Genomic DNA, 20586 nt, shown 5'->3' on the forward strand with positions numbered 1-20586 from the left:
CGCTGGGGTCGGTGTGAACCGTCCTGTAGCTCCCACAAAGCTCTCCGTCTTTTCGATCCAGCGAAGACCGCTCGAACCCAAAGCCGCCTCGTGAGGCAATCTTCCTGGCCGCACAACCGCGTCTTGTGGTATGAACAAGAACATCATCGGTTTCCAATCTGACAGTCGGACAAAGGGAGTTGAATGATGTCCATCAAAAGCAAAGTTTCTCGCCGCCGGTTCCTCGGCGGCAGCGCCGTCGCCTTGGCGGCCGGCACGTTGGGGATACCGTTCGTGCGAACGGCACGCGCGCAGGTGGTGACCTTCAAGGCCGGTGTCATCACCTCGCTGTCGGGCGAGAACATACTCGGTGGCAACCTGACCAAGCGCGGGTACGATCTCTGGGCAGAGGCCATAAATGCTAAGGGCGGCGTCGAGGTCGCCGGCCAGCGTTTCAAGGTCGACATGTTCTACGGTGACGACCAGAGTAACCCAGCGACCGGCGCCGACGCTGCCGAACGCCTGATCGTGCAGAACGAGGTTGATGTGCTGTTCGGCCCCTACACCAGCGGCTCGACCATCGCCGTGCAGCCGATCTGCCAGAAGTACCAGGTACCGATGATTTCTGGCTCCGCGGAATCGCCAAACGTCTGGAAGGCCAAACCGGAATTCAACTTCGGCATCATCCCGGCCGTCGACACCACCGCAGGCAAGTCGCTGGCCGTGCTGGCGAAACTGTCCAACCCAACGGCCAAGACGATTGCGGTGATTGGTGTCAACGAGCCCTTCTCGAAGGAAACCGGCGAAGGTTTTCGCGACGGGGCCAAGGAAGCCGGACTGGAACTCGTCGCCTACGAATTGGTGCCGGCCTCGGGCGACCTGACCCCGGTCATCTCCAAGATCGCAGCGCTCAATCCCGACATCGTCGCCGTCGGCGGCCATGAGGAGCCGCTGATCAACGTCGTCAAGACCTCGAAGTCGCTCAACTTCCGGCCCAAGGCGCTGATAATGCACTATGGCGTCACCGACCCGGCCTTTGCCCAGGCGCTTGCCGCGGACGCCGATGGCACCTGCGGCGTCTCCGTGTGGTTGCCATCGGTACCATACAAGGACGACCTCTTCGGCACCGCAAGGCAGTTTGCCGAGATGGCGCAAAAGAAGTCTGGACACGAGCCCGACTATACCGAAGCGGCCTGCGCGGCCAGCGGGCTCGTTTTCGGCGATGCCGTCAAGCGGCTTGGCAAGAAGCCGGCGCTCACGCCCGAAGACAGGGTGGCTCTGAAGGACGCGATAGCCGCCACCGACATCCAGACCTTTTATGGACCGATCAAGTTCGAGAAGGAAGGCAACCACTACCACGACAACGTCCAGCCGGTGCCGGTGCTGATCCAGATTCAGGGTGGCAAGACGGTGGCGGTGGGGCCGAAGGAAGCCGCGGCAGCAGACCTCAGCTACCCGCTGCCGGCCTGGAAATAGGCGGTTTTGGACAGGGTGTGGGCGACCTCGTCGCCATCACTCTGCCAGGCCGAACCACGGTTGCGCGTGCGCGGAAAATGACGGACCATGCCGTTGAGCGCGCTCGCCTTGCCATGGCATTCCCGCTCTTTCGCTTGCCTGACTGAGGGACGGTTTGCACCTTGGATCTTTTCCTACAGACCTTGCTGAACGGCCTTCTGATCGGCGGCGTCATCGCCACCTTCACGATCGGATTCCAGCTCGCTTTCGGCGTGCTGCACGTCATCGATTTCGCCGTGGGAGGCTGGGTCGTGCTGGGTGGCTATCTCGGCTACTACATGGCCGCCGGACTAGGCGTCGACGGATTCCTTGCGATCCCGGTCGCCTTCGTGCTGTTCGGCGCCATCGGCTACCTGATCGGGCCGATCCTCTACAATGTCCGTAACAGCCGCACGGCGCGGCCGGAATTGATGGCGCTGGCACTGACCTTCGGATTATTCACGCTGCTGCGCGGTGGCATGCTGACCGCATGGGGCTTCAATACCCACAGCGTTCCGACGGCCTTGAGCGGCGAGAGCCTCGCCGTCGGGCCGTTGACGGTGCCGCTGATCCGCGTGGCGGCGGCGGTGTTCGCGGTCGCCATCGCCAGCGGATTGTTCATATTCCTTTACCGCACCCGCTATGGATTGGCGATCCGAGCGACGGCCGAAAACCGGCAGAACGCCGCGCTGATGGGCGTCGACATCCGCCGCCTCAGCGCCAATGTTTACGGGCTCTATGCGGGCATCACTGCTATGGCCGGCGTGCTGATGGGTGCAATTTTCTCAGTCAATCCGGAGGTCGGCCTGCGCTATACGCTGTTCGCATTCTTCGTGGCTGTGCTTGCCGGCTTAGGCTCCGTCGGCGGTGCCCTTGTCGCCGCGCTGCTGCTCGGCGTCATCGAAGCCTTCGTCGCGACCTATGTCGGGTCGAGCTATTCGCTGCTGGCGATCTTCGCAACGCTGTTCCTCGTCCTGCTCGTATCCCCGCGCGGGATCCTGCGGCACGGCTTGTGAGACCCGACATGAACCCACGCTGGGCCGGCCTCCTCCTGCTGATCGCGGTGATCGGCGTGCTGGCGCTGCTGCCGATGCTGGTCAACAACTACTGGCTGCGTATCGCCACCGGCGCGCTGATGTGGGCGGGGCTGGCCTGCTCCTGGAACATACTCGGCGGCTACGCCGGTTACATCAATTTCGGCCATTCGGCCTTCTTTGGGCTCGGCGCCTATGTCACCGCGCTGCTGATGGGCGACGAGCTCGCCTGGCCCTTCTTCGCCACCGTCCCCGCCGGTATGGTGGTGACAGCGCTGTTTGCCATCATCATCGGCGCGCCGACGCTGCGCCTGCGCGGCGCCTATTTCGCCATAGCCACCTGGGCCTTCGCCGAGGTGCTCATCCAGTTCGCCTCGGTGATGGACTTCACCGGCGGCATCGGCGGAATTGGGCTGCCGCCCTTTCTCGATGAGCGCTTCTTCTACTTCGCCATGTTCGCCGCAGCGGCGCTGACTTACCTAATCACCTGGGCGCTGTTCGAGCGCTCACGGTTTGGTCTGAAGGTCAAAGCGCTGCGCGACCACGAACTAGCGGCCGAGGCGATGGGCATCAACACTTCGCTGGTCAAGCTGCAGACCTTCGTGCTCAGCGCTGTCAGCGCCTCCGTGTTTGGCGCGATCTTCGCTTACTGGGTCACTTTCATCAATCCGAAGAGCGTCTTCGGCGGCGACATCACCGACCAGATGGTGGTCATGGTGCTGCTGGGCGGGCTGGGCAGCCTGTGGGGGCCGGCACTGGGCGGCGTGGGGCTATTCGTCGTCAACCGGCTGATCTGGATGTATTGGGGCGACACCGCCTTCTATATCGCCATATTGGGCGCGGCCATCGTGCTGGTAGTGCTGTTCATGCCGAACGGCATCGCCGGCCTGTTTTCGACGCGCGCCGCCAACTCCGGCGCCGTGCTGGACAAGGCGGTCGGCAAGCTGGTCGGCGAGGACCAGGGAGGGCCCAAGTGAGCGCGGCCGACGACAGAGCCGCTGGTGACCGCGACCCTATCCTCGTCGTGCGCGAACTCTACCGCCATTTCGGCGGCATCAAAGCCGTCGACGGTGTCTCCCTGGATGTCGCTCGGCGCGAGATCGCCGGCCTGATCGGGCCTAACGGGTCGGGCAAGTCGACGCTGTTCAGCCTGGTGTCGGGCGCGGTGGCCCCTGATCGCGGCCAGATCCGTTTCGACGGTCACGAGATCGGCGGCCGAAAGACTCACGTTATCGCGCGGCTGGGGCTTGCCCGCACCTTCCAGATTCCGGCCATGTTCGACAATATGACCGTCACCGAAAACCTACTGGCGGCAGCGGCCGAGGGCCATTGGCAGGGCGCGCACGAGCGGGCAGCCGAAACACTGGCGCTGCTCAAGCTGGACCATGTCGCCGACAATCGCGCCTCCGACGTTTCGGGCGGCCAGCAGAAACTGCTGGAGTTCGGGCGCGTCATCATGCGCCAGGCCTCGCTCATTCTGCTCGACGAGGTGACGGCGGGCGTGCATCCAACCATCCGCAAGATTATCGTCGAGGCCATCGCGCGGCTGCGCAAGCGCGGCATCACCTTCCTGGTCATCGAGCACGATATGGAGATGGTGCGCAATGTGTGCGACCGCATCATCGTCATGGACGCAGGCCGTGTCGTGGCTAGCGGCTCTTTCAACGACATCGTTCGCGACTCGGAAGTCATGCGGACCTATCTGGGGCGGCCGTAATGAGCCCCACGCTCACCGCAGAAAGCATCGTCACCGGCTATGGCAAGCAGGAGATCGTCCACGGCGTCTCGCTTAGTGCGGAGGCTGGCAAGATCACCTGCATCTTCGGACCGAACGGCTGTGGCAAGTCGACCTTGCTCAAGGCCATTGCCGGCGCGCTGCCGGTGTGGAGCGGCAGGGCGAGCCTGGGCGATACAACGCTCTCCAACCTTGCCGTTCATGAGGTAGTGCGCGAAGGACTGGTGCTGATGCCCCAGGGCGGCGGCGTGTTCCCACGCCTGACGGTGATGGAAAATTTGCGTATGGGTGGCTACGCCATCGCGGACCGCCGGCTAGTCGAGCAGCGCATCGAGGCGCTGATCGAGCAATATCCCTCTTTGGCGCGGCGGCGGCGCACCGCGGCCGGTTCGCTTTCAGGCGGCGAGCAGGCAATGCTTGCGCTGGCGCGAGCGCTGGTCTCGCAACCGCGCTTCATTCTGCTTGACGAGCCTTCCGCGGGATTGTCGCCGGCCATGGTCATCGAGACGCTAGAACGCGTTACCACCCTCACCGCGCATGGCATCGGCATCGTGATGGTGGAGCAGAATATCCGCGAGGCCATGCCCATCGCAGACAAGCTTTACATCCTGGCGGCCGGCGAAAGGCGCTTCGAGGGAAGGCCTCGGGACGTGCGCGACGACCGGCAAATCATGGACATCTACATGGGCGGAGCGTGAGAAGGTCATTTCAGTTCTGCTGCCACTGAACTGTTACCCAATGTCGATTAGACCCCTTGGCCGTTTCTGCTACGGCTCTTGGCCCGGGTTGAGCAACGGCGGGGGCGCCGATCCTTCGATCAGCACAGCGTCGGTTTTCGTAGGGGAGAAGGGAGTGAGCTTTCTCACCTGCTACGACGTCTGTAACGCCGTGGAAAAAGGGCGTGCTTGGCTTTGTGCCGCTGGACAACAGAAGGCCGAAGGAGACGCTTTTTATCTGTATTGCCGCCGGCAAGAAGGCCTTGGCGCAGCGGCTCGCTGAGATGGTTTCGCCGACTGTGGCCATCGCACGGCGGCCGAGCTCGTCGCCGACGGCCAGGTCGAAGCAGTCCTCGCCTTTATCCGGGATCTCGAAACGGGGCGCGCGGGTGAAGACCATCCAAATCGGCCCTGACGAAATCCTCCACCGCTTTCTGACACCCAAATGGGCTTTCCTGCCCCCCAGCGGCGCACGAGCGGCCATCGACAGCGGACGAGGCATCAATAGGCCAGGTCGAAGCACCTTATTAGTCCCGTTCGGCGCAAACTGCGCTGGAGCAATACAGACAGGGCGCCAGCATTACTCCACCGGCCACGCTTTCGGCCTACAGATTGCGCTCGCCGAGGTGGCCGACGTTTCGCAGGGGCTCGATACAAACGTCTGGCATGAGGCCTGAAGGATTAGGATTGTACCTGGCGGCAGATTGCCCGCGTTGACATGAAGGTTCTGCCGTCATGGAAGCTTGCCCATTGATGCCCGACGGCGTGGAAAGTGATCGCTGCTGCCAATCCATCCAAGGTGAGTCTGCGACGTTCCCCGATACCATCGCTGTTGAATTGAACTGCTGTGTACTATTTGGCAGCGCACCTGCGGTATGGCAAAGATGGGGTCATGACCCGAGCATCCTTCGCCAAAGAGCTAGAAAGTGCCGCCGACCGCATTGCGGACATTCCGCGGCCGGAACTTCAAATCATCCTTCGCCGGGCCGCCCTGATGCTCCGAAACATAGCCGGCGTTAACTTGGAGCCGGCAACGGAAGATGCACTCACCGCCCTTGCGACTGAGATGAAGATCAGCCGGTCGGATCTCATTCAGATTGTGTTGCGCGAATGGCTGGAAACTAACGCCTATCTCCCGATGCGCCAAATCGATGAGGACAGCGAAACGGACGGGAGCGCTTAAGCTAAGCGCTTCCGCGATGACGCCATAACGAGATCGTCGATAAAATAAAACTCGGCGGATCCGTGTCCACTTGGCCGGCGCCCTATGCCCGCCAGCTCCCGACCGGCGCCGGCCGTCTTTTCACCCGATGGACGTCGGCTTGCGGTGGCGGTTGCGCTTCGCTGGACAGAATGGGTATGAAGGATACCGGCTGGCGGCGCTACCTTTTTGCATCAGGTCACCGGGCATGAACACCCAGACCACGAGCCGCTCGAGATCGATTAACTGGTGCCACGATCTCTCGCGCCGATGTTCCGTCGAGCGCTGGCGGGCTATTGGGGGCGCGCGTTCTCGCGCTTTTTGCTGGGCGCCGAAGTCGTGTAGGGAATGTCAGGCGTCAGCCGCTGCTCCCGCAGCCGAGCTGTTTTCGCATCCCTTGCCGCGCGCTCGACCTCGATCAACTCGCGCGCAGCATCCGAGGTGCGCTCCGTTCTGTCTTGTTTTTCCTTCTCGGTGAACCGCTGCCTTTTCCGCATCACTACCCTGATCTGACGTTGCCGCCCAGTGTTGCCGCACAGAACGAGTGTCCCTAGGCCGGGTTCCCCCGGACAGCAAAAAACCCGCCACCTTTCGCCAGTGGACGCGTTTTTAATGGCCGCCGTAGCATCGTCGAAATGCAAAAGCAGCCCGCCTCAAGCCATTGCCGTGGGCGAGACGGGCTGCGGAAGCTGGGAGTCTCGCTGCGAAGCTTCCGGCGCTCCAACTTCGGAAATAGCACGTTGTTCCGCGTCAACGAAAAAAGACCGACGAGGCCCCGAAACGCAAAAACGGGGCGGGCGGTAAGTTCCGAGAGTTGGCTAGCGGCCCAGCGGCTGCTTCGAAAGCAAAACCAACTCGGCCTCGTCAACCACACCTGCCATGTAATTCGCGATAATTCGGGAGGCAATCACCTCGCGCTCGTCAGGCGATGGGTTGCCCAGCTTAAGCTTGTCGAAGACCCGCCCAAGCAATGCCAACTCAGATGCGTCGAAAATACCGCTCTCGGCCGCCTTTCGTTGAATTGGCATGATTTTCTCCCGGAATCCACCACCAAGAACATGCAGCAGGCCCTCCGGCCGTGCAAGGCCTTCAAGGACAGCGATCCTGGTCGAGATCAAAACGGTCAGCGCTGGTTTTTAGGAAACGGGCTTCGCGCAGCAAAGAACTCCAGTCGGTGCCAATGAGCTGGGTCAAGCCGTGCGCTTCTCGTTCCGAGATGCCGGCCTCCGCAGCCAGCCGCCGACCACGCAACAGCATGCCCTCGTCATCTTCGGGTCCGCCGCCGTCCTCTCGCATCGGAACCTCCTTTAATCTCCGAATTTGCCGGAGGCGGTCTCGTTTCGCTGCCAAATAGAAAAGCGCCGGCCGGAGCCCGCGGCCTTCGAAGGGCCGCGAGTATTTGCCTTCGGCAGGTGGAGCTATGCACTAAAGGGACGAGGAGGCCTCAGAATCCGCGTCGGCCGAAGGGGAAGAGAAAGACGAACGAAGAGCACTCCTCCGCAGCCAGGGCTATGATCCACCTGATAGCCTTCCGTCAAGGCTCGCTCTCGGTCCCCCGCAGTTCTCCCAAGGTGTGACTGAGGAGAACAGGTACCTAGTCAGCCAGGAGCTGTTCCTACCCCTTGCGCATTGAGCAGGTTTGCAAGCCCCGTGATGATCTGGGCCATGACGAACGGCTTGGTGATCATGAGGCTGTTTGGCACCCCAAGTGAAGACCAATCTTCGGCACCATCGCCGCTCATGTAAATGACCGGCAAAGTCGGATTGATGCTTCGCATATGCCGGGCAAGCTCCCAGCCAGTTGGACCGTCTCTAAGCCTTATGTCCGTCAAAAGAGCGGCAATATGCTGCGGGTCACGATCAAAGGCTGCGATAGCATCATTCCCGCTGTAGACGGCCATCACCTCGAACCCGGCCTCGACCAGGGAGTGCTCGACGTCCAAGAGGATGATGCTCTCATCCTCGGCGACCAGGACGGCACCTGATGTCATTAAAATTTGCGCTTTCGCTAATCCCCAACGGGGTCAACGGCAAGAGGCCGGCTAGGTTCCCTCAGGCGTGTGTCATTTGTTAATTGGGTCGTAGCACTCCCGCTTCCCTAGCGGCGGCGAGAAACGCCTCTCGGGCCTCCTGAGGTGTCGCTCGGTCCACCAGAGCGTTCATGCATGTGCGCACCGCCTGGTTCCACTTAGGGCCGCCCTTTGTCCATGTGAGGAGATGTTCGCATGCTGCCTCGACGTTGCTGACGATGTAGATAATGCCTGACTGCTTGCCGCTGATCGGGACCGGTGGGGAGAACCAGTGGGTTGCCATCAGAAGAACCGGCCTGAGGAGATCCTGTCCTTCATGCAGATGGCGTTCAGGAGCATCACGAGGTCCGTCGCGTAGGTGATCTCGAGGCCGACCGCGGGGTGACCCTCGGGTTCAGTGGGTTTCCCGGTCTTTCGGTCGACCACCGTCCATCCCTCGGGGTCTCTTTTCAGTTCGTACCTTGGGTCCATGAGACCATTCGCCGTATCTGCGTTTCAGTTCGTCGAGCAGGGACCGATGCTCCTGGGGAAGTTCGTCGTCTACCCGCAGCCCCAGCAACTGACGAAGGTGACGGCGGAACGTCTCTGTCTTGATCCACTGGCGAATAAGGCGGGCGATGGCCCGCTGGTGTGCGTTGTCGAGTTCTTCCATAGTCGGCCTGCACGACTAGTTCAGCATCGAACTTCGAGGCTGCCTGGATGGTTCCGCACCCGTGGCGCGGAGAGGCATCGACTGGACACCTCCGCTCGGAACTACTTTGGCGTCGACTGGTTCGGTGTCGGGCCGAGCCGCATCGTAGCGCCACGTTATAAGGGGGAGGTCTCGAGGTCTCAGATCAATTTTTAGCCAACGTTAGCCGGGCTGCCCGCATTTCTGAGGGCCATGTCTAACGGGCGACGCCTTATTATTTTTGAGCCTGGTGCTAGACCGTGAATTGTCGGCGGAGGCGCTTCGGGAGCAACTGCGACTTAGCCCGTCGGCACTCTCTCAACAGATGGCCGAGTTGCGAAGACTTGGCTTGGTTCGTGTCCGCTACGACAACAATACGGTCTATTATTCCTCCGATCACCAGCGGGCGCGCGAACTGCTTGTCATGTTGGACAGCAGAATATGGAAAGGCTCCCTCGAACCAAAAGAAGTGAGTCTCCCGGGACGCTCAGATGGTTCCCTATTCGTGGAGGTCGAAGAGAACCGCCTTTCCGGTCGCTGACGCCACAAAGACCACCCGCTCTGAAAGCTCGTTAACCGTGCCGAGCTCGTCCAGCTCGTCCTTCAATTCCGGACGCTTTGCTCGAATTAGGGCGACGGCCTTTTTTAGGGAGACGACGTTGCCTTCGAGAGCTTCGTCAATGGCATTCTGGATGATTGCGTCGGTGGATTTCCACAGGTGATCCACTGGGTACCTCCCAAGCTCCCTCTCTCGGGCACTATGGGGACAAGCTGTGGGAAAATGCAACAAGGTTGGACGGCTCTCACTTGCTTATGATCCAACCTACCAAGCCACCTTCGATCTGCTCGCACCCGGCGTATTCGAGTACCAAGCTCTTGGCCAGATCGTGCCATTGAGACTCCGGCAAGTTCATTTCTACGACCAAATTTCGAAATGAAGCGTGGAGAAGGTCGGCATCGAACGCGGACACGGCAATGGCAGCCGGATCTGCATCTTCCCGGGGTCGGGCAGTGTCCTCGCCCTGGTGCCGGCGAAGGTGCTTCAGCAGCTCGCGCGATGCTTTGATCGCCTTTCGGGTATTGTCTATATCGCGGCGAAAGGCGGCGGTTCCAGCAATAGAATTTTGCCGCAGCAGGAAGGTGGCTTCAATGGCGCGCGTGATCTCTGTATGCGTGTCGAGCATCGCCTGCCTCCCTTCGTAGAATTTTATTTAATCCCTTTCGAACCGAGCCTCCAATCAAATTAGACGTACAGAGGCGGGAATGTTTGATAGAAATTTCTGAGCAAGAGATCGGATATCTGGCTCGCGGGAGGACCCCTTCTGATCCCTACGCATGGCGTTGCGTGATGCTGCGGTTGTTGTTCGCGGAACGATCGGGGTGTGGGTTGGGCGCTGGCTCCCGATCCATCAATCATCATAACCGACGTCGACTAGCGCGTGAGCTCCGTGACAGACGTGTGGACGCGCGAGCGTATGTCGATAGCTCGCGATGAGCTTGCCCGCGCGAATGGAAGCCAGGGATGCCGCCGACTACCGATCCCATGGCCGGCCGGGCGTAACGTCAAAGCGAAGCGGATGAGACCGCAGGTTTGTGTTCTGTTATTCGCCCGCCGACCGGCGGCGTGATTGCGATCTGCTTAGGCGTGCGAGCTTGCGCACGGTGTTCGTCATTCTGCACCCGCCTCAGATGTTGCACTTGGTGCGGCACTTTTTGGGTCCGCCAGCGGAACGAAAGGGTTAAGTGACGAGTTTCTAATGGAGGTTGCGGACGCAAAGACACATTGAGGTTTCCCGCCATGACAATGCTGTTCGAGCCACTGAACTCTGACGGTCACAAGCGCAGCGTCCTTTACCACGCCGCGCGGTCGTCGATGCTGCACGATCGCCTCGTGAACTATATGGGCCGGGTTGATCGCTTGGCCGATGAGGTTGAGCGTGCGGCGGCCGTTCTGATTGATGTTACCCATGGTTCTGCTGTCGTGGCATTTCAGGACGCGGTCTTCAGGACCTCGTCGGCAGCTTTCCTTCACCTCGAAGCAGGTCAGACACTCGGGCTCTGACCCGAGAAGAGGAGTGCGCAGATCCGATCACCGATCCTGCGGCATGGCACTGCAGCGCTGGCAGGCTAGCCGGCGCCGGCCGGAGCTCTTTTGCCAGCCTGAAGGAGACGACAGACTCTTGAAGAACGGCGACATAGCCGTTCAATTCCACAGTGATTGAGTTCTCATGACGACCTTACTGCGTTAGCTGAGGATTGGGTCGGCTGTTCAGGTTTACCGGTGGGCAGCTTCATTCGCAGCCAAGCAAGTCCAGTGCACCCAGGAGCATGACGGGGTCGAGTAGATGGGGAACTAACCCGCAAACCTGGCTGGAATTGAGATCACCACGACATACGCGGAACGGGCCGCGCTAGAGTTCAGGCACCGGGCGCGTAAAGCTGTTGGGGCAGACCGTCCGCAACTAAAGATCGGGAATAGTAGGCCTCCTCCAGAAAAAGCGGACTATTTATCTGATGCATGGCGACCCTTGTCTACTTTGCAATGTCTGGCACGTCGACTAAAAGGCTCTTCCAGTTGATGCCGCAATGTGGGCGTTTTTATGCCAGGAACCGGCGGAAACTTGCTGGTGCAATTTAATCGCCAGCGATCCGACATGACGCAATCGGTGCTGTCGGCAGCGCCATTCGATGCCCTGCCTACGGCTTGGCGTCGGGCCGATGCGCGGATCACGATGACGGAGGTTGGGCAACGCATTCCCGACGGCTTCGAGGTGCATGTGCGCAGACTGTTCGACCTGACGCCGGCAGAAGCCGAGCTCTTGAGGGGGCTAAAACATGTAGCGTCTTATCTGCGATTGAGCGGCTCGGTGCTCTTGAGCAGCGCGACGAGTTGGCTTTGCTGATGCGTTCCGGTCTTGGCGAATATCCGTTCCAGATAGGTCCGGCTGGTCTTCACCGTGATCTTTAAGCCTGAGGCAACATCCTTCAAGGGCTGCCCTTGCGACAGCGCGGCGGCCAGACGTGCCTCGGCGGGCGTCAGATCAAACAGGCCGATGAGAATTGTTGGTGATGGTACGACGGAGCTGGCGCTCACCGCTGTCGCTGCGACCAGGATGTCGGCGCCGGAGAAAATATCATGTGCGGCCCGACGCAGCGGCAAAAGGTGGATCACCAGAGCCGGCCGGCTTTCGTTCGCCGCGGTGGGAACGGAGCGCACTGCGAAATTGTGCCGGTTTTCCAGGATCGCCTCTTGGAAAAGCGCATTGGCGGAGGCATTGCTGATCGCCACACCCCCGTACGCGGTTGGCAGAAAAACGTCGGGCATGTCTTCGAGAAGGCTGTTGGCCGTCAGCACGCGCCCTGATGCGGTCATCACCGCGGCCGGCAACCCCAGCGCCTCGAGCGCCGAGACCGTCGCCTTCGCCTGCTCCAATCCCAATCGCGCCGAGACCATGCCGGCCCGCGCGAGATGCGGGCGAAGCTGGTCGAGGCTGTCGATCGCGCCCTGATCGTAAGAAGCATCTTTGATCCAACGTTGAAAGACGAATGTGATAAGTTCCCCGCTCGGAACGGGAATTGCTGCGCAAGCGTGAGCGCCGATACCAGCCGCTCTCAGCTGTATACGCACCCGATCACGTTCGACCTCGTCGGCTGTCAAGAAATCTTCGACCTGCACAAAGCTCGCCGGTCGCATGTCATACATCCGCATCACCGCAGACGATAACTTCCAGTTGTCGCCGATTAGGAACTCATCGAATAGAGGCCGGATTCTTTCAAGGGACTTGGCGTGACCGGGCGACTCGTTACTGAGCCTGCCGCGAGCAGGAGAACCGTCAGTAAAGACGAAAATCGAGCCGCTGGCCGAACCCGAAAGAGCGCTGGCCGTTTCAAGCGCCCCCGCCCACAAATCCGGCACAAAGGCGGCCTCGTAGATCTTGTCCGTAAGATCGTCAAACATGGGAGCGAGCCTGTTCTAGGATCGGCACATAGCTGTCGAGATTGCGAAAGCTCCTACACGCAACCGGCTCTCGAACGACCAAAATGCCATAATGGAAGGTGAGGTCAACCCTAGATTGCTGCGGGCCAACTTGGGAAAACGAGTGACCGAAGACCCGTTGCACGCCGGATCGGCAACGCGACCACGAGCGCGAATTCTTCGTGGCAAGCGCATTTCTCGTACAGGCCGGTGGAAACGGCGGGCCGTCGTCGATTAGCTGGCCTAGGCCGTTGGACGGCAAGGGCCAATATCACCGCCGCGCCGCCCGCAAATATCTTAAGCGCATATTCCCCAAAACGAGCCTCACCGAAGCGGCACCTGAACGCAGGATCACGGCAGACCGGCTCCGGAACAGACAGCTTTGGGTTCCTGTGCTTTATGGCACGGGCGCGTTTTTGAGGGCTTGTAGTCGTCAAATGCCGACTGTCGCTTTCTCCGTTTCTAGGTCATCAGTACCAAGTGCCGATGGTCGTCCTTGCCATTTGCAATCAATGACCACCAGCGGAGCACAGGATGAAGCTCGAAAGAGGGTACGGCCTGCTGGCGAATACCGACGGATTCGACACAAGCGAAAAGTCGCGCTTCAGTCGCTCCACTCACGCGACCACCCTGAGGCGTATGCGCGGTTGCTGGCCTCGCCGGCATTCTTCGTCGGCGGTCTCTCCGGAATTTATGCATGAGCAGCCGCCCATCCAGTCGGTGCGGAGATCGCAATGCGCTTACTAACCCGTCGTACGGCAACACGATCACCAGTAGATGACGAGCGTATCGTGCTCAGGGCGCGAATGGCGGCGCCTCATCTTCCTCGACCAAAAACCGGCACCAGTCAGCAAATGCCGTTGTCTTTGAGTGTCCCGTTTTCCCAGTCCGTTTCGTCGCGGCGCTCTGGTTCCCGCAAACCGACAACATGCAGAGGAGAAAATTGTGGTCAATGCAATAGGGCGCCGAAATATAAAAGATGGACTTAGAGAAAATGCGCTAGAAGCCAGAAAAAAGTATTTCATGCGTCAACGAGACTACCTCCGCATTCCGGAAAGGACCGCGACCGGAACAATATTTTTTCGTCGCGCAGGAATGTTGACCTTGGAGACGTCAGTCGGTTTGGCTTATGGCCATGAACTGGCAATGCTGACGTTCGGTCGAGAGGTCCGTTCAAGATCGACCTTCACGAAGCGCATTGAACCGGCAAGGCGGCTGCAAACGCTGAAGAATTTTCAGCTTGCCGTTCTTTACTCGTTGTCCATCTGTGATCCCATTTCACGGCTGCGCTATTTGAAACTGATATGTGATTTTGTCCTGTGGAAACGCGATGCCACTGGCTTTGAGACGATCCTGTCCTCCGCAATCGAATCTGCCTGGCCCTATTGCAACGACGAGCTTGCAGCAATGGCTTGCGAAACGTGGCTTCGGTACGTGCCAACAGGAGCGCAGGCACGTTCGGAGGGAATAACGGTACTTAACGGCGGCAGCGCGGAGTTCGATCTCTTCGATGTTGCCGACCTTGAAGCGCTTGATCTTGGGCGACGTGTCAAGACTCGACCGAACGGCGCAGTGGGCAAGTTCGGCGGCTACGGTCCCGGCGGCAACGGCATGGGCGGCTACGGCCCTGGCGGCGGTACGGGCGGCTACGGTCCCGGCGGCGGCATGGGCGGCTACGGCCCCGGCGGCGGCATGGGCGGCTACGGCCCCGGCGGCGGCATGGGCGGCTACGGTCCCGGTTCGGGTGAACTCGCCGGTCCGTTCGGTCGAGGTAGATCGCCTGGTGAACAACGCACGGATAGTCATGATATGGGCGCGCCGCTTGTCGGAGCAGGTGCCGGAATGCTTGTCGGAGGGCTCATTTATGCGGCAGGCACCACGGCTAGTGCCGCAGCCGCGCCGGCTGTAGGAATTGGACTCGCCTTTGCGGGAGCCGTAGCCATTGGCGTTGGCCTCGGCTTACTTGATACAAAACAGCCTGAGCATTCGGGAAACGATGCGAGTGGGGATTCCAGCGGCGGCATCCCGGAGTCAGACGCCGATCAGGCGAGCGAGGATACCGATACGCTTTCGATGATCGACGACGAAGAAGCTCCCGCAGATCCGGAAAACGAGGAGGGCAAGCCCGATCCGAATAGTGACAGAGGCAGACCCGACCCGAACGCGTACTATCCGAGCCCGGACGATCCGAACGGCGGCGGGCCTAACAGCTTGTCGTCGGTTTCCGCGTTTCCTACATCACGCGACTACTACCCTGCCCCGGATGGGGATGGTGCTGTCGGGCCCCACGCAGCCGACGCAAAACTCGCGAGTGTCCCTATTGCGCTTGGCAGAGGGATGCAATCGACGATCAGGCAGATTGGAGCGAAAAGCGGACGTATCGCAAGGTGAACGCAATCGCGGGGCAGCCTCCCGATTGGAGGTGTTCTTGAGGTTTTACGGGCCGCAAGTCGTTTCCCAGCGGTCCAACATTTCTTGGCGGCGATTCCCTTGTCGGTGAAGGCGTGCTCAAGGCCGACGCCAGTGGTCCAGCTGGCTCACCGATGCCGACCCTGAACGCTGAAACTTCATACTTGGTCGCGCCGACGCGGGCAGTGATATAAGGCAACATAGTTGACGCTCAGTCGCGCTGACCCCGACCACTTTAGGATCGCCAGATCGTACCCTCCGATTGAGGGCAGTTATGTCCCTTCTTCGAAGGCCACGCCGTCGGCACTGTATTCCGACAAGATATCCGGCGCGGCCGCTGAGACTAACGGGAGTTCCACCAGCGTCCCCGCAATCTGCGGCCACCGCTTGCGAGTCAGGCGAGAATGGTCCTGGGGGCCTCCGCCGATGTCGATGACCGAACTGATCGCGGAGAACTCCATCGCCTTAGCCAGATGCCGGCCGAAAATCAATCCGCCCCGGTGCGAGCATTCGGCTTAAGACCGCCGCAGCCTCGAGCCCCGCTTCGGAAAAGTCATGCAGCGCGGCCGGCGATTCTGTCGCGGCGACTCTGCGATCAGCAGGTCGGCACCCCAGAACTCGCGCAGAAGCGTAGGTCGGCTTGGACGCATCGAGGAAGCGCGACGCTTCGGCTCCGAAATTGACTATCCTTGACTTCGACGAAACCGATGCTGCCAAGCGCAGGTATTTGCCTTCACGTCAACGACGGCGCCCGTTATCGGTCCGCACCTCCGCCGGTCATAAGGTTGTCGGAATGCGCGGCTTCCAGCCGAGGCCATTGAGAAATCGGACGGCCGTCGCGACGAAACGGATGGCTGGCTTCGCCCCAGTGCTTTGGCCAATCGGCTGGCGAGTCTTCAAAATCCTCCTGCCGCCCATAGACGGTCAGATCAAGCAACCGGTAGGTGTTGTCCAATGCCTCGACGCCACGCCGAGTCGTCCAGTATGTCTCGAACACATCGGATCCGCGCCGAAGATAGCACACGATGTGCATCATGCCGATCTGGCGCCCGACCAGCAGCTTATCGAGCGAGGCCTGCGCCGAATACCAAGGCATCGTCCAGCCCATGAAGTCACGGTAGCGCTTGCTCTCTTCGTAAGGACCCTGGCTGAACGTGGCGTAAGTCACATCCCGTGAATGCAGGTGCGACAGTTCTCGAAGCTGTGTGCTGAAGAACGTGCATCCTTCGCACTGTTGCGGCGCCGGTTTGCCCGGAAACCACATGAAATAATAGGCGATGAGCATCCTGCGCTCCTCGAATGCATCGATCAGCGTCGCATTCCCATGTTCGCCAACAAGCGGAGTTGTGCCATCGATCGCGACCATCGGCAGCCGCCGGCGATCAGCCGCGATGGCATCGCCCAGGCGGGTGTAAGCTTTCTCTCGAATGCGCAAGGCCTCGAGTCGCGTCTCGAACACGGTGCGATCAACGACCTCCGGGGCCGCGATTTGATCTCCCATAATGTGGTTCATTCCTTCCTCCATCTTCGCCTGTGGGATTCAGTGCTGCGGCAACCCACCTTGTCGGCGGCCTTCCGCAACTCCTTTCAACCGTTGCCCGTCCACTCGGACCACCACGGGACCTCAGGCCTCCTCGCGGAAGGGTGCAGATCGCGCCCGGCCTAGCAACACCGCCGCGAGCGCTGCGGTTGCGAGCAGGCCCAGGACGGAAATACCGGCGGTCAGTTGCATGCCGGCTGTAAAAGCTTCCCGCGCCGCTGCAACGAGCGCACCGGCTTCGTCCGCCGAGAGCATCTCAGCCGCGGCTACCGCCCCGCCGATCGTGGCACGCGCCGCCTCTGACGAGGCAGCAGCGGGTTCGCTCGCCATTGCGCCTCTGTAGACCGCCATGGCGACGCTGCCGAGGACCGCGATCCCGAGCGTTCCGCCAAGCTCGTTGCTTGTCTCGCTAAGTGCGGCCGCGGAGCCGGCGCGCTCCGGGGGAGCCGCGCCCACTACTATGTCGGTGGTCAACGTGATCACCGGCGTCAACCCGAGCGAGAAAGCCACCGAGCCGACTACAGCAGTAGCGAGCGAGCCGGTCGCATCCACTTGCGTCAACACCGCAAACCCTGTTGCAGCCACCACAAGCGCGGCTATCAGCACCCGTTCCGCCCGCAGCCTGGCCGCGATCCACGGCACGAGGAGCGAACCCGCGATGAAGGCAATGCCCGAGGGCAAAGTCCACAGCCCGGCCTCGAAGGGAGATAAGCCGACCACGAGTTGCAGGTACTGCGGGACAAAGAAGAATATGCTGAACATGAAGAAGAAGCCCGCCAGGTTCACGCCCACCGCGACACTGAATGCCGTGCTGCGGAACAGTTCGAGGTCGACTAACGGATCTGCCAATCGACGCTGGCGTCGGAGGAAAATGACACCAAGCGCCAGTCCCGCGACGATCGCCGCTCCGACAATCGCGTCCGGCCCGTGCTCCGCTGCGCGTTTCAGGCCCCAAACGACTGAGAGCACCGCGACGAGCGACTGGCCGGCGCTGACCACGTCGAGCCGCCCAGCGTTCGAGTCGCGATACTCCGGCAGCAGCATCGGGCCGAGGATGAGCAAAACCATCATTATCGGTACGTTTACGAGGAACACCGAACCCCACCAGAAGAACTCGAGCAGCAGCCCGCCCACGACGGGTCCTATCGCAGCCCCAGCGGAGAAGCTTGCGATCCACAAGCCGATCGCGATACGCCGCTCACCATCTTCCTCGAACATGTTGCGGATCAGGGAGAGGGTGGAGGGCGCCAGAGTCGCGGCGGCAAGGCCCAGCAGGGCCCGCGCCGCGATGAGTTGAATGGGGCTGGTCGCAAATGCCGCCGCTGCCGAGGCTACGCCGAAGAAAGCAGCACCGATCAGCAGCAGCCGCCGGCGTCCGATGCGGTCGCCGAGCGTGCCCATTGTCATGAGCGCGCCCGCGACCATGAAGCCGTAGACGTCAGCGATCCACAGCAACTCGGCTGCGCTCGGGCCGAGGTCGGCGGCCAGATGTGGGACCGCGAGGTTCAGCACGGTCATGTCCATCGATACCAGGATGCAAGGTAGTGCGATGACGCCCAGGCCCATCCAGGACCGCGCCGACGCTTGCCAGGCTTCGTGAGGCCAGGAGGTGATTTTGATCGCATGACGCCCTCTTTATCCAGTGTGCTCGGCTAAATTTACCGGTCAGCCCTCGCTCCTTGCGTGTTCCGGTAGTGGTCCGTGTGAGGGAGCGTAGGCCTGGATACCGAATGATGAGAGTTACAAATCTGACGGGATTCTGAGAGCTCGCGTCAGGCTCCGTTGTGGCGTTGGTTTCAGCAATCGCGCTAAGCGTCGTTCTGTTGGGGCTACCATGCTTGAACGCTCGCTCATCGCTCTACTTTCGCAGCGGAGATCGGAAGCGGCGTTTTCTCGTTGGCTCGGATATGGGCTTCGAGATACCCAGGGCGTGTTTGCCGGTCGAAACATCACGCCCGACAAGGAGACCGGCATCGGCAGCTGGACCCCGGAGCAGCTCGTCGCTGCGATCCAGACAGGCCAGCGGCCGGACGGCCGCACCTTGGCGCCGATTATGCCCTGGCCGGCTTTTGCGCATCTCACAGCGGACGATGCCATGGCGATCGCGGCGTTCCTGCAAAGTGTGAAGCCGATAAGCAACAAGGTCCCGGGTCGGTTCAAGCCTGGCGACACGGTGTCGAGATCCATGATGCGGATCATACCGCCGGGCGGAACCGCTGCCACCGCGCCAAACTAATCCGCTCCAGCGTGAGGCCCACGCCCTGATCAGAACCCCTGCGATTTCAGGCGGGTGGCGAGAAAGTCTATCAGCTTGCGAACGCGTTCCAACAGCGCACCCGTAGGAGACCATACGATTTGCATCGGAATCCGGTCAGGCTCGAAAGTGGCCAGAACGATTTCAGCTTCGCCGGCACGGACCAGCGGCTCAACCTGCCAATACGGCAAGCGGGCAATTCCAAGACCCTTTGCCATGGCGCTTCGCATCACGCTGGCGCTGTTAGTGCGAAGTTTGCCACGCAGCTTTACCCTCAATTCACGGCCGTCCGTTGCAAACGGCCACTCGGCAATCGGGTCGGCGCCGGCCCGCAAGACGCACTCGTGAGAGGTTAGATCGGTGGGCGTATTCGGCTTACCATGAACGGCAAAATAGCTTGCGGCCCCAACGACCACGACGCGCATGCCACCTAATTGCCGGGCAATCAGTCCCTCATCCGACGACTTACCGATCCGCACCGCGAGATCGAGCCCGGCGGCGATCACATCAACCTGCTCATCAGCCGTTTTCAACTCGACTTCGATCCCAGGGTAGCGCTGCATAAAATCGCAGATGGCCGGCGCCACATGTGCGGATGCAAACAGATGAGGTGCGCCGATCGTCAGCAGACCGGTCAGACCGTCGCGCTGGCTCGACGCTTTGTCCCGAGCCCGCACGATGTCGGCGAAAGCCGACTTGATGCTGTTGTAGTAGTCCAGGCCGACTTCGGTCGGCTCAGAAGAACGGGTTGATCGCCGGATCAGTTGCACGCCGACTGATGCCTCGACTGCGGCAAGCGACCGGTTCACCGATTGTAAAGATCGGCGCAAATGGCGGGCGGCCGCCGCTTGCGTTCCCTTCTCCACGATAACCAGAAAGGCTTCGAGATCGTTCAAACGCTCCATTCGGTATTCCATTTTGCGGAATAATCTATCGCCGAAACGCTTGATGGCCGACGTCGTTGCATCGGCTAGGTTGAAGCGGTGGAGCGAGTGAACCAGAGCAATCGCTCGGCCGCTACCAAGTTACACGTGATGGAGAACAGTAGCAGTGGCGGACCCCGATATGGACGCAATTCGCGCGGCGTTGACGGTGCATCCTCGACATGCTGCTCTGGCCGAAGGTCGGCAACGAATGGACGGTCTGGCAGCACAGTTCCCACTAGGACCAGACATCGAGGTTCAGCCAGTCAATGCAGGCAGCGTGGCCGCCGAGTGGACCGCTTCGCCACATGTCGACCCAACTTGGATCGTGACGTTTTTGCACGGCGGCGGCTATGTCACAGGCTCCTTGCGTAGCCACCGGCACATGGTCGCTCAGGCGGGCCGAAAGGCGCAAGCAACGACTTTTGCAGCCCGTTACCGCTTGGCTCTCGAGCACCCTTTTCCGGCGGCTCAGAAAGACGCTGTCGAGGCCGACCGGTTTTTGCTGGCGCAGCCTTCCCCGGCGCGCATCGCACTCGCCGGCGAGGAAGCCAGGGGCGGTTTGGCGCTGGCGATGCTGACCTCATTGCGGGCTTAGTTGAACCCGGGAGCGAAACGATAGCCA

General features: G+C 60.8%; 22 protein-coding genes and 1 pseudogene. 11 read left to right on the top strand and 12 right to left on the bottom strand.

Translation table 11 applies throughout. The annotated features are described in order from the left end of the window. Positions 1 to 186 precede the first annotated feature (186 nt). The 7 genes from FJ426_RS26030 (at position 187) to FJ426_RS26060 (ending at position 6141) form a co-directional block, all read left to right on the top strand. A complete protein-coding gene (locus tag FJ426_RS26030; protein WP_210242341.1) occupies positions 187 to 1455 on the top strand; it encodes an ABC transporter substrate-binding protein in 1269 nt (422 codons plus the stop codon). A gap of 161 nt (positions 1456 to 1616) precedes the next feature. After that, a complete protein-coding gene (locus tag FJ426_RS26035; RefSeq protein WP_140499499.1) occupies positions 1617 to 2489 on the top strand; it encodes a branched-chain amino acid ABC transporter permease in 873 nt (290 codons plus the stop codon). A gap of 8 nt (positions 2490 to 2497) precedes the next feature. Next, the gene (locus FJ426_RS26040) at positions 2498 to 3484 is read left to right on the top strand and encodes a branched-chain amino acid ABC transporter permease (RefSeq protein WP_140825587.1); all 987 of its coding nucleotides are present in this window, start codon (positions 2498 to 2500) and stop codon (positions 3482 to 3484) included. Continuing rightward, a complete protein-coding gene (locus FJ426_RS26045; protein WP_140825588.1) occupies positions 3481 to 4224 on the top strand; it encodes an ABC transporter ATP-binding protein in 744 nt (247 codons plus the stop codon). Before FJ426_RS26040 ends, FJ426_RS26045 begins: the two co-directional genes overlap by 4 nt. Beyond that, a complete protein-coding gene (locus tag FJ426_RS26050) occupies positions 4224 to 4940 on the top strand; it encodes an ABC transporter ATP-binding protein (RefSeq protein WP_140825589.1) in 717 nt (238 codons plus the stop codon). Before FJ426_RS26045 ends, FJ426_RS26050 begins: the two co-directional genes overlap by 1 nt. A 203-nt stretch (positions 4941 to 5143) precedes the next feature. Continuing rightward, positions 5144 to 5635, top strand: a complete 492-nt coding sequence (locus tag FJ426_RS31895; protein WP_246675600.1) for a hypothetical protein — start codon at positions 5144 to 5146, stop codon at positions 5633 to 5635. A gap of 215 nt (positions 5636 to 5850) precedes the next feature. Then, positions 5851 to 6141 carry a hypothetical protein gene (locus tag FJ426_RS26060; protein WP_140825590.1) on the top strand — a complete coding sequence of 97 codons (291 nt, stop codon included), beginning with the start codon at positions 5851 to 5853 and terminating at the stop codon, positions 6139 to 6141. Between the two features lie 836 nt (positions 6142 to 6977). On the opposite strand, the gene FJ426_RS26065 is transcribed toward FJ426_RS26060, so the two are convergent. From FJ426_RS26065 to FJ426_RS26100, 7 genes are all read right to left on the bottom strand, one after another. Further along, positions 6978 to 7187 (bottom strand): hypothetical protein, encoded by a 210-nt coding sequence (locus FJ426_RS26065; RefSeq protein WP_140825591.1) that lies wholly within the window; start codon positions 7185 to 7187, stop codon positions 6978 to 6980. A 61-nt stretch (positions 7188 to 7248) separates the two neighbouring features. Beyond that, positions 7249 to 7455: a hypothetical protein gene (locus FJ426_RS26070; RefSeq protein WP_140825592.1), complete on the bottom strand. Its 207-nt coding sequence runs from the start codon at positions 7453 to 7455 to the stop codon at positions 7249 to 7251. 302 nt (positions 7456 to 7757) lie between these two features. Beyond that, complete coding sequence (locus FJ426_RS26075) at positions 7758 to 8150, bottom strand: response regulator (RefSeq protein WP_140825593.1); 393 nt, start codon at positions 8148 to 8150, stop codon at positions 7758 to 7760. A gap of 79 nt (positions 8151 to 8229) precedes the next feature. Continuing rightward, positions 8230 to 8472: a DUF982 domain-containing protein gene (locus FJ426_RS26080; RefSeq protein ID WP_140825594.1), complete on the bottom strand. Its 243-nt coding sequence runs from the start codon at positions 8470 to 8472 to the stop codon at positions 8230 to 8232. Beyond that, a complete protein-coding gene (locus FJ426_RS26085; protein ID WP_140825595.1) occupies positions 8472 to 8660 on the bottom strand; it encodes a hypothetical protein in 189 nt (62 codons plus the stop codon). Before FJ426_RS26085 ends, FJ426_RS26080 begins: the two co-directional genes overlap by 1 nt. A gap of 698 nt (positions 8661 to 9358) precedes the next feature. Further along, positions 9359 to 9586, bottom strand: a complete 228-nt coding sequence (locus FJ426_RS26095; RefSeq protein ID WP_140825597.1) for a hypothetical protein — start codon at positions 9584 to 9586, stop codon at positions 9359 to 9361. A 76-nt stretch (positions 9587 to 9662) separates the two neighbouring features. Then, on the bottom strand, positions 9663 to 10043 hold the full coding sequence (locus tag FJ426_RS26100; RefSeq protein WP_140825598.1) for a hypothetical protein: 381 nt from the start codon (positions 10041 to 10043) through the stop codon (positions 9663 to 9665). A 614-nt stretch (positions 10044 to 10657) separates the two neighbouring features. Here FJ426_RS26100 and FJ426_RS26105 point away from each other — a divergent pair. Then, positions 10658 to 10921 (top strand): hypothetical protein, encoded by a 264-nt coding sequence (locus FJ426_RS26105; protein ID WP_140825599.1) that lies wholly within the window; start codon positions 10658 to 10660, stop codon positions 10919 to 10921. 783 nt (positions 10922 to 11704) lie between these two features. Here FJ426_RS26105 and FJ426_RS26110 read toward each other — a convergent pair. Continuing rightward, a complete protein-coding gene (locus tag FJ426_RS26110; protein WP_140825600.1) occupies positions 11705 to 12817 on the bottom strand; it encodes a LuxR C-terminal-related transcriptional regulator in 1113 nt (370 codons plus the stop codon). 963 nt (positions 12818 to 13780) lie between these two features. Between FJ426_RS26110 and FJ426_RS31520 the strand changes: the two genes are divergently transcribed. Continuing rightward, the gene (locus tag FJ426_RS31520) at positions 13781 to 15226 is read left to right on the top strand and encodes a hypothetical protein (protein WP_181176992.1); all 1446 of its coding nucleotides are present in this window, start codon (positions 13781 to 13783) and stop codon (positions 15224 to 15226) included. A 290-nt stretch (positions 15227 to 15516) separates the two neighbouring features. On the opposite strand, the gene FJ426_RS31900 is transcribed toward FJ426_RS31520, so the two are convergent. From FJ426_RS31900 to FJ426_RS26130, 3 genes are all read right to left on the bottom strand, one after another. Next, the gene (locus tag FJ426_RS31900) at positions 15517 to 15705 is read right to left on the bottom strand and encodes a methyltransferase (RefSeq protein ID WP_246675601.1); all 189 of its coding nucleotides are present in this window, start codon (positions 15703 to 15705) and stop codon (positions 15517 to 15519) included. A gap of 293 nt (positions 15706 to 15998) precedes the next feature. After that, positions 15999 to 16757, bottom strand: a complete 759-nt coding sequence (locus tag FJ426_RS26125; protein ID WP_181176993.1) for a DUF899 family protein — start codon at positions 16755 to 16757, stop codon at positions 15999 to 16001. A 111-nt stretch (positions 16758 to 16868) separates the two neighbouring features. After that, on the bottom strand, positions 16869 to 18350 hold the full coding sequence (locus FJ426_RS26130; RefSeq protein WP_140825602.1) for an MFS transporter: 1482 nt from the start codon (positions 18348 to 18350) through the stop codon (positions 16869 to 16871). A gap of 320 nt (positions 18351 to 18670) precedes the next feature. Between FJ426_RS26130 and FJ426_RS26135 the strand changes: the two are divergent. Next, positions 18671 to 19020, top strand: a pseudogene (locus tag FJ426_RS26135) (cytochrome c); the annotation flags it as partial. Between the two features lie 29 nt (positions 19021 to 19049). On the opposite strand, the gene FJ426_RS26140 reads toward FJ426_RS26135, so the two are convergent. Next, positions 19050 to 19943, bottom strand: coding sequence for a LysR family transcriptional regulator (locus FJ426_RS26140; RefSeq protein ID WP_181176994.1), 894 nt, complete (start codon positions 19941 to 19943; stop codon positions 19050 to 19052). A 160-nt stretch (positions 19944 to 20103) separates the two neighbouring features. Between FJ426_RS26140 and FJ426_RS26145 the strand changes: the two genes are divergently transcribed. Then, positions 20104 to 20559, top strand: coding sequence for an alpha/beta hydrolase fold domain-containing protein (locus FJ426_RS26145; RefSeq protein WP_246675603.1), 456 nt, complete (start codon positions 20104 to 20106; stop codon positions 20557 to 20559). Positions 20560 to 20586: the final 27 nt, after the last annotated feature.

It is taken from the genome of Mesorhizobium sp. B2-6-4 (assembly GCF_006441495.1).
GTDB lineage: Bacteria > Pseudomonadota > Alphaproteobacteria > Rhizobiales > Rhizobiaceae > Mesorhizobium.

Excerpts from the sequence above, each read along its gene's own strand:
- FJ426_RS26030 (WP_210242341.1), top strand. The coding sequence starts at position 187 with ATGTCCATCAAAAGCAAAGTTTCTCGCCGCCGGTTCCTCGGCGGCAGC.
- FJ426_RS26040 (WP_140825587.1), top strand. The coding sequence starts at position 2,498 with ATGAACCCACGCTGGGCCGGCCTCCTCCTGCTGATCGCGGTGATCGGC.
- FJ426_RS26050 (WP_140825589.1), top strand. The coding sequence starts at position 4,224 with ATGAGCCCCACGCTCACCGCAGAAAGCATCGTCACCGGCTATGGCAAG.
- FJ426_RS26060 (WP_140825590.1), top strand. The coding sequence starts at position 5,851 with ATGACCCGAGCATCCTTCGCCAAAGAGCTAGAAAGTGCCGCCGACCGC.
- FJ426_RS26065 (WP_140825591.1), bottom strand. The coding sequence starts at position 7,187 with ATGCCAATTCAACGAAAGGCGGCCGAGAGCGGTATTTTCGACGCATCT.
- FJ426_RS26070 (WP_140825592.1), bottom strand. The coding sequence starts at position 7,455 with ATGCGAGAGGACGGCGGCGGACCCGAAGATGACGAGGGCATGCTGTTG.
- FJ426_RS26075 (WP_140825593.1), bottom strand. The coding sequence starts at position 8,150 with ATGACATCAGGTGCCGTCCTGGTCGCCGAGGATGAGAGCATCATCCTC.
- FJ426_RS26080 (WP_140825594.1), bottom strand. The coding sequence starts at position 8,472 with ATGGCAACCCACTGGTTCTCCCCACCGGTCCCGATCAGCGGCAAGCAG.
- FJ426_RS26085 (WP_140825595.1), bottom strand. The coding sequence starts at position 8,660 with ATGGACCCAAGGTACGAACTGAAAAGAGACCCCGAGGGATGGACGGTG.
- FJ426_RS26100 (WP_140825598.1), bottom strand. The coding sequence starts at position 10,043 with ATGCTCGACACGCATACAGAGATCACGCGCGCCATTGAAGCCACCTTC.
- FJ426_RS26105 (WP_140825599.1), top strand. The coding sequence starts at position 10,658 with ATGACAATGCTGTTCGAGCCACTGAACTCTGACGGTCACAAGCGCAGC.
- FJ426_RS26110 (WP_140825600.1), bottom strand. The coding sequence starts at position 12,817 with ATGTTTGACGATCTTACGGACAAGATCTACGAGGCCGCCTTTGTGCCG.
- FJ426_RS31900 (WP_246675601.1), bottom strand. The coding sequence starts at position 15,705 with ATGGAGTTCTCCGCGATCAGTTCGGTCATCGACATCGGCGGAGGCCCC.
- FJ426_RS26125 (WP_181176993.1), bottom strand. The coding sequence starts at position 16,757 with ATGAACCACATTATGGGAGATCAAATCGCGGCCCCGGAGGTCGTTGAT.
- FJ426_RS26130 (WP_140825602.1), bottom strand. The coding sequence starts at position 18,350 with ATGGGCCTGGGCGTCATCGCACTACCTTGCATCCTGGTATCGATGGAC.
- FJ426_RS26140 (WP_181176994.1), bottom strand. The coding sequence starts at position 19,943 with ATGGAGCGTTTGAACGATCTCGAAGCCTTTCTGGTTATCGTGGAGAAG.
- FJ426_RS26145 (WP_246675603.1), top strand. The coding sequence starts at position 20,104 with ATGGACGCAATTCGCGCGGCGTTGACGGTGCATCCTCGACATGCTGCT.